Source organism: Azospirillum griseum (genome assembly GCF_003966125.1).
GTDB classification, from domain to species: Bacteria; Pseudomonadota; Alphaproteobacteria; order Azospirillales; family Azospirillaceae; genus Azospirillum; species Azospirillum griseum.
Genome location: NZ_RXMA01000001.1, coordinates 520,546 through 527,330, shown reverse-complemented (window position 1 = coordinate 527,330; position 6,785 = coordinate 520,546). Strand labels below are relative to the sequence as shown.

5 protein-coding genes are annotated in these 6,785 nt (G+C 65.0%); all 5 read right to left on the bottom strand.

Annotated features, from left to right (window positions below; translation table 11 throughout):
- Positions 1-328, bottom strand: a 328-nt coding sequence (locus EJ903_RS02565) for a biotin/lipoyl-containing protein (RefSeq protein WP_342772045.1), incomplete at its 3' end; no start/stop codon positions are given.
- A 43-nt stretch (positions 329-371) separates the two neighbouring features.
- Positions 372-3,275, bottom strand: a complete 2,904-nt coding sequence (locus EJ903_RS02560) for a 2-oxoglutarate dehydrogenase E1 component (RefSeq protein WP_126611760.1) — start codon at positions 3,273-3,275, stop codon at positions 372-374.
- A gap of 182 nt (positions 3,276-3,457) precedes the next feature.
- On the bottom strand, positions 3,458-4,333 hold the full coding sequence (gene sucD, locus EJ903_RS02555; RefSeq protein WP_126611758.1) for a succinate--CoA ligase subunit alpha: 876 nt from the start codon (positions 4,331-4,333) through the stop codon (positions 3,458-3,460).
- A 1-nt stretch (position 4,334) separates the two neighbouring features.
- Positions 4,335-5,531, bottom strand: a complete 1,197-nt coding sequence (sucC, locus tag EJ903_RS02550) for an ADP-forming succinate--CoA ligase subunit beta (RefSeq protein ID WP_126611756.1) — start codon at positions 5,529-5,531, stop codon at positions 4,335-4,337.
- Between the two features lie 260 nt (positions 5,532-5,791).
- The gene (gene mdh, locus EJ903_RS02545) at positions 5,792-6,760 is read right to left on the bottom strand and encodes a malate dehydrogenase (protein ID WP_126611754.1); all 969 of its coding nucleotides are present in this window, start codon (positions 6,758-6,760) and stop codon (positions 5,792-5,794) included.
- Between the last annotated feature and the right edge of the window lie 25 nt (positions 6,761-6,785).

Here is a 6,785-nt window from a genome sequence, read left to right as displayed (position 1 = left end):
CCGGAGCCGGGGCCGCCGGGGCGGCCGGAGCCGCCGCGACCGGGGCCGCCGCGACCGGGGCCGCCGCCGGGGCGGCGACCGCACCGGCCGCACCCTCGGTCAGCGAACCCAGCAGCGCGCCGACGCCGACATTCTCGCCTTCCGCCGCGACGATTTCGGCCAGAACGCCCGCCGCCGGGGCGTTGACTTCCAGCGTCACCTTGTCGGTTTCCAGCTCGACCAGCGGCTCGTCGAGCTTCACCGCCTCGCCGACCTTCTTCAGCCAACGGGCAACGGTGGCCTCGGACACGGACTCACCCAGCGTGGGGACTTTGATTTCGATGGTCATAACTTCCTCGTGCGTCTCTTTTTTGGTCGCTTGGGTGATCGGGTCAGCCGACGGACAGCGCGTCGTCCAGCAGCTTGGCCTGCTCCTGGTTGTGGCGCTTCAGCAGACCCGTGGCGGGCGATGCGGTGGCCGGACGACCGGCGTAGGACGGGCGGCCCGCCTTGTGGCCGATGGCCTTCAGGCAGCCTTCCAGACGGCGGTCGACGAAGGTCCAGCCGCCCTGGTTCTCCGGCTCCTCCTGGCACCACACGACCTCGGCGTTCGGGTACTTCGCGAACTCGTCGGACAGGGTGGCCTTGGGGAACGGGTACATCTGCTCCAGACGGATCAGGACGACGTCCTTGATGCCCCGGTTCATCCGCTCCTGCAGCAGGTCGTAATAGACCTTGCCGGTGCAGACGACGACGCGGCGGATCTTGTCGTTTTCGACCAGATCGTTGGCGGTTTCGCCGAGCACGCGGTGGAAGTGGGTGTTCGGACCCAGCTCCGCCAGATCGGACACGCACAGCTTGTGGCGCAGCAGCGACTTCGGCGTGAACAGGATCAGCGGCTTGCGGAAGGAGCGGCGGACCTGACGGCGGAAGGCGTGGAACAGGTTGGCCGGGGTGGTGATGTTGCAGATCTGCCAGTTGTCTTCCGCCGACATCTGGAGGAAGCGTTCCGGCCGGGCCGACGAGTGTTCCGGCCCCTGGCCTTCGTAGCCGTGCGGCAGCAGCATGACCAGACCGGACATGCGCAGCCACTTCGACTCACCCGACGAGATGAACTGATCGATGATGGTCTGGGCGGTGTTGGCGAAATCGCCGAACTGCGCTTCCCACAGCACCAGATCATGCGGTTCGGCCAGCGAGTAGCCGTATTCGAAGCCGACGACCGCCGCTTCCGACAACGGGCTGTCGTGCACTTCGAACGTGCCCTGTTCGGGGTGCAGGTTGGTCAGCGGCAGATATTTGGCTTCGGTGTTTTGATCGTACATCACCGCGTGGCGGTGCGAGAAGGTGCCACGGCCCGAATCCTGACCGGACAGGCGCACGCCGGTGCCTTCGACGACCAGCGAGCCATAGGCCAGCGCCTCGGCGGTGGCCCAATCGATGCCTTCGCCGCTTTCGATCGACTTCTTCTTGGCTTCCAACTGACGGGCGATCTTGGGGTTGATCGCGAAGTCCTTCGGATACTGGCAGAGCTTGAAGCCGATTTCCTTCAGCAGGTCGAGCGCGACGCCGGTGTCGCCGCGATGCTCGGTGTTTTCGTCCTGCTGTTGCAGACCGGCCCATTTGCCTTCCAGCCAATCGGCCTTGTTCGGCTTGTAGGTGGCCGAGGCTTCGAACTCGCCTTCCAGCTTCTTCATGAAGTCGGCGTTGATCTGGTCGGCTTCGGCCTGGGTGACGACGTTTTCATCGACCAGCTGCTTGGCGTACAGCTCGCGCGTCGTCGCGTGGGCGCGGATCTTCTTGTACATCAGCGGCTGGGTGAAGCCCGGCTCGTCGCCCTCGTTGTGGCCATGGCGGCGGTAGCACACCATGTCGATGACGACGTCGCGCTTGAACTTCTGGCGGAATTCGATGGCGATGCGGCTGACATGCACCACCGATTCCGGGTCGTCGCCGTTCACGTGGAAGATCGGGGCCTGCACCATCTTCGCCATGTCGGTGCAATACACGCCCGAGCGCGAATAGGTCGGGTTCGTGGTGAAGCCGATCTGGTTGTTGATGACGAAATGCATGGTCCCGCCGGTGCGGTAGCCGCGCAGCTCCGACAGGCCCAGCGTTTCGGCGACGATGCCCTGACCGGCGAAGGCGGCGTCGCCGTGGATCAGCACGCCCATCACCTGCTCGCGGTCCAGGTCGCGGCGCTGCGTCTGCTTGGCGCGCACCTTGCCCAGCACCACCGGGTTGACCCATTCCAGGTGCGACGGGTTGGCGGTCAGCGACAGGTGGACGATGTTGCCGTTGAAATCACGGTCGGACGAGGTGCCGAGGTGATACTTCACGTCGCCCGATCCCTGGACATCCTCCGGGCTGGAGGGGTTGCCCTGGAATTCCGAGAAGACGGCGGAGAAGGGCTTGCCCATGAAGTTGGTCAGCATGTTCAGACGGCCACGGTGGGCCATGCCGACGACAACCTCCTTCAGGCCGAGTTGGCCGCCGCGCTTGAGGATCTGCTCCAGCGCCGGGATCATCGATTCACCGCCCTCAAGGCCGAAGCGCTTGGTGCCGGTGTATTTCAGCTGCAGGAACTTTTCGAAGCCTTCGGCGGCGGTCAGGCGTTCCAGAATGGCGCGCTTGCCGTTGACCGTGAAATCGGTGTGGTTGCGGCCACCCTCAATGCGCTCCTGAATCCAGGCCTTTTCCTCCGGATCCTGGATGTGCATGAACTCGACGCCAACCGTCCCGCAATAGGTCTTGTGCAGGATCTCCAGGATCTGGCGCAGGGTCGCCGTTTCCAGCCCCAGCGAGTAGTTCAGGAAGATCGGACGGTCGAGGTCGCCGGGGCCGAAGCCGTAGGTCGCCGGATCGAGTTCCGGGTGCGGCTCGCGCTTTTCCAGGCCCAGCGGGTCGAAATGGGCGTTCATGTGGCCGCGCACGCGGAACACGCGGATCAGCATCAGGGCGCGGATGCTGTCCAGCGTCGCCGCGCGCAGCTGCTGCGGGCTGACGCCGCCATAGACCTGCTGGGTGTGGGCGACCATTGCGCCGTTGGCGGGACCGGCCAGGCCGTGGCCAACGGTGTCCGGGGCAGCCCCGTTCGCCTCGTCGTCCCGCAAGGTCCAGGACGCGCCGCGCAGCTCGTCAAGAACGGCGCGCGAATCATCGTCCAGGTCCTGGAAGAAGCCGTTCCAGCTCGGATCGACCGCAGCGGGATCCGTCAGAAAGCGGGCGTAGAGTTCGGCGACGTAACCAGCGTTCGATCCGAACAGGAACGAGGTCTGCTCCAAATTTGCCGACATGTTTCACGTCGGGCTTTTCGCCCGATTCCCTGTGGGAGTTTTTATAGCGAGAAGACAGGCCGCCGACGCCCGCCCCTTGTGCGAGAAAGGGACGGGACGCCGTCGGCGCGCGGGCCGTCAGGCCCGGACCAGGTGGCGGGAGAGCCGGAGCGCTGTCGCCAGCGCCCCGATCCCCGGCATCCTCAGCCCTTGAAGACCTTCAGCATGGTCGAGCCGAGCGAGGCCGGGCTGTCCGCCACGGCGATGCCGACCGACTTCATGAAGTCGATCTTGAAATCGGCGGTGTCGTTGCCGCCCGAAATCACCGCGCCGGCATGGCCCATGCGGCGGCCCGGAGGGGCCGTGCGGCCGGCGATGAAGCCGACGACCGGCTTCTTCGTGCCCGACGCCTTGATGAATTCGGCGCCCTTGACCTCGGCGTCGCCGCCGATTTCGCCGATCATGATGATGCCCTCGGTCTCCGGGTCCTTCACGAACAGCTCAAGGCTGTCGACGAAGTTGGTGCCGTTGACCGGGTCGCCGCCGATGCCGATGCAGGTGGTCTGACCCAGGCCCGCCGCCGTGGTTTGCGCCACGGCTTCGTAGGTCAGCGTGCCGGAGCGCGACACGATGCCGATCTTGCCACGCTTGTGGATGTGGCCGGGCATGATGCCGATCTTGCACTCGTCCGGCGTGATGATGCCGGGGCAGTTCGGGCCGATCAGGCGGGTCGCCGAGCCTTGCAGGGCGCGCTTGACGCGGACCATGTCCAGCACCGGGATGCCTTCGGTGATGCAGACCACCAGCGGGATTTCGGCGTCGATGGCTTCCAGGATCGCGTCGGCCGCGAAGGGCGGCGGCACATAGATCACGGAGGCGTTGGCACCGGTCTTGTGGACCGCGTCGGCGACGGTGTCGAAGATCGGCAGGTCGAGGTGCTTGGCACCGCCCTTACCGGGGGTGACGCCGCCAACCATCTTGGTGCCGTAGGCGATGGCCTGTTCGGAGTGGAAGGTTCCCTGCGCGCCGGTGAAGCCCTGGCAGATGACCTTCGTGTTCTTATCGACGAGAACAGCCATGTTACGCGGCCTCCTTCACGGCCTTGACCACCTTTTCGGCGGCATCGGCGAGGTTGTCGGCCGAGAGGATCGGCAGGCCGGATTCGGCCAGGATCTTCTTGCCCAGATCGACGTTGGTGCCTTCCAGACGGACCACCAGCGGAACGTGCAGGTGCACTTCACGGGCCGCCGCGACCACGCCCTCGGCGATCACGTCGCAGCGCATGATGCCGCCGAAGATGTTGACCAGGATGCCTTCGACGTTGCTGTCGGACAGGATCAGCTTGAAGGCCGCCGTCACGCGCTCCTTGGTGGCACCGCCGCCGACGTCCAGGAAGTTGGCCGGTTCGCCGCCATACAGCTTGATGATGTCCATGGTGGCCATCGCCAGACCGGCGCCGTTCACCATGCAGCCGATGTTGCCATCGAGCTTGACGTAGTTCAGGCTGTGCTTGGCCGCTTCGATCTCATAGGGATCTTCTTCGGCTTCGTCGCGCAGCTCTTCGATGTCCTTGTGACGGAACAGCGCGTTGTCGTCGAAGCTGATCTTGGCGTCGAGCGCCAGGATGTCGCCCGAACCCGTGACGATCAGCGGGTTGATTTCGACGATGGCGCAATCCAGGTCCACGAACGCCTGATAGGCGGCGGTGATGAACTTGGCGGCGGCCCCGACCTGCTTGCCTTCCAGGCCCAGCGCGAAGGCGACCTTGCGGGTGTGGTAGCCCTGGATGCCGGTGGCCGGATCGACGGCGACCTTGACGATCTTTTCCGGGGTGTTGTGGGCGACTTCCTCGATCTCCATCCCGCCTTCGGTCGAGGCGATGATGGTGACGCGGCCGGTCGCGCGGTCGGTCAGCAGGCCGAGATACAGCTCGCGCTTGATGTCCGCACCTTCCTCGACGTAGAGGCGCTTGACCTCACGGCCGTCGGGGCCGGTCTGCTTGGTGACGAGGACGCTGTTCAGCATCTCGCCGGCGTTCTTGCCGACTTCCTCGATCGACTTGACGACGCGGACGCCGCCCTTGCCCTCGGGGTTGTTCTTGAAGCGGCCAGCGCCACGGCCACCGGCGTGGATCTGGGACTTCACGACCCAAACCGGACCGCCGAGTTCACGGGCGACCGTCTCGGCTTCCTGCGGGGTGTAGGCAACGCCGCCACGGGGAACCGCGACGCCGTATTTCTTCAGCAGGCTTTTCGCCTGGTACTCATGGATGTTCATCGGGCGTCCATCTGTTTTTTGGTTCGGCTGACGAAATCGGATCGACTGACGACAGACAATGATCGAAAGGTCGAAACAAACGATCGGCCATGGACTTCTGTCCTTGCGCGCCGACCGTCCGCTCTCCGGTGTTTGTCTTTGGAGGGACTTGCGCCGAAGGGCGGACGATGCCGACCGTTGACCGTATCATTGCAGAGCGGGGGATGAAACCACCGTTGCGACACCGTCATGCGGCCAGAGCGCGCGGGACAGCGGTGCCGTTAGGAAGCGGCCTTTTCGGCGTCCAGCTTCTTGACGACGTCGACCAGGGTCTTCACGGCGTCGACCGAGTTCTGGAACATCGCCTTTTCTTCGTCGTTCAGCTCGATCTCGATGATCTTTTCCACACCCTTGGCGCCGATGATCGTCGGGACGCCGACATACAGGTCGTCCTGGCCATACTGGCCGGTCAGGTGGGCGGCGACCGGAAGAACGCGCTTCTGGTCCTTCAGGTAGGATTCCGCCATCTGGATGGCCGAGGCCGCCGGGGCGTAGAAGGCCGAGCCGGTCTTCAGCAGCTTGACGACTTCCGCACCGCCGTCGCGGGTGCGCTGCACGATGGCGTCGAGCTTCTCCTGCGTGGTCCAGCCCATCTTGACCAGATCGGGCAGCGGGATGCCGGCGACGGTGGAGTAACGGACCAGCGGGACCATGGTGTCGCCGTGGCCGCCCAGCACGAAGGCGGTGACGTCTTCGACCGAGACGTTGAACTCTTCGGCCAGGAAGTAGCGGAAGCGGGCCGAGTCGAGGACACCGGCCATGCCGACCACGCGCTCCGGCGGCAGGCCGGACGCCTGCTGGAGCACCCACACCATGACGTCGAGCGGGTTGGTGATGACGATGACGAAGGCGTTCGGGGCGTACTTGCCAATGGCTTCGCCAACGGTCTTGCAGACGCCGCTGTTGATGCCGATCAGGTCGTCGCGGCTCATGCCCGGCTTGCGCGGGATGCCGGCGGTGACGATGACGACGTCCGCACCCTCGATGATCGAGTAGTCGTTGCCGCCGGTCAGGCTGGCGTTGAAGCCCTCGACCGGGGCGGTCTCGGCCAGATCCAGGGCCTTGCCAGCGGGCATGCCCTCGGCGATGTCGAACAGGACGACGTCGCCCAGTTCCTTCTGGGCAGCGAGCAGGGCCAGCGTGCCGCCGATTTGACCGGCACCGACGAGCGCAATCTTCTTGCGAGCCATTTTGGAGCGTTCCCTAAAACGTTTG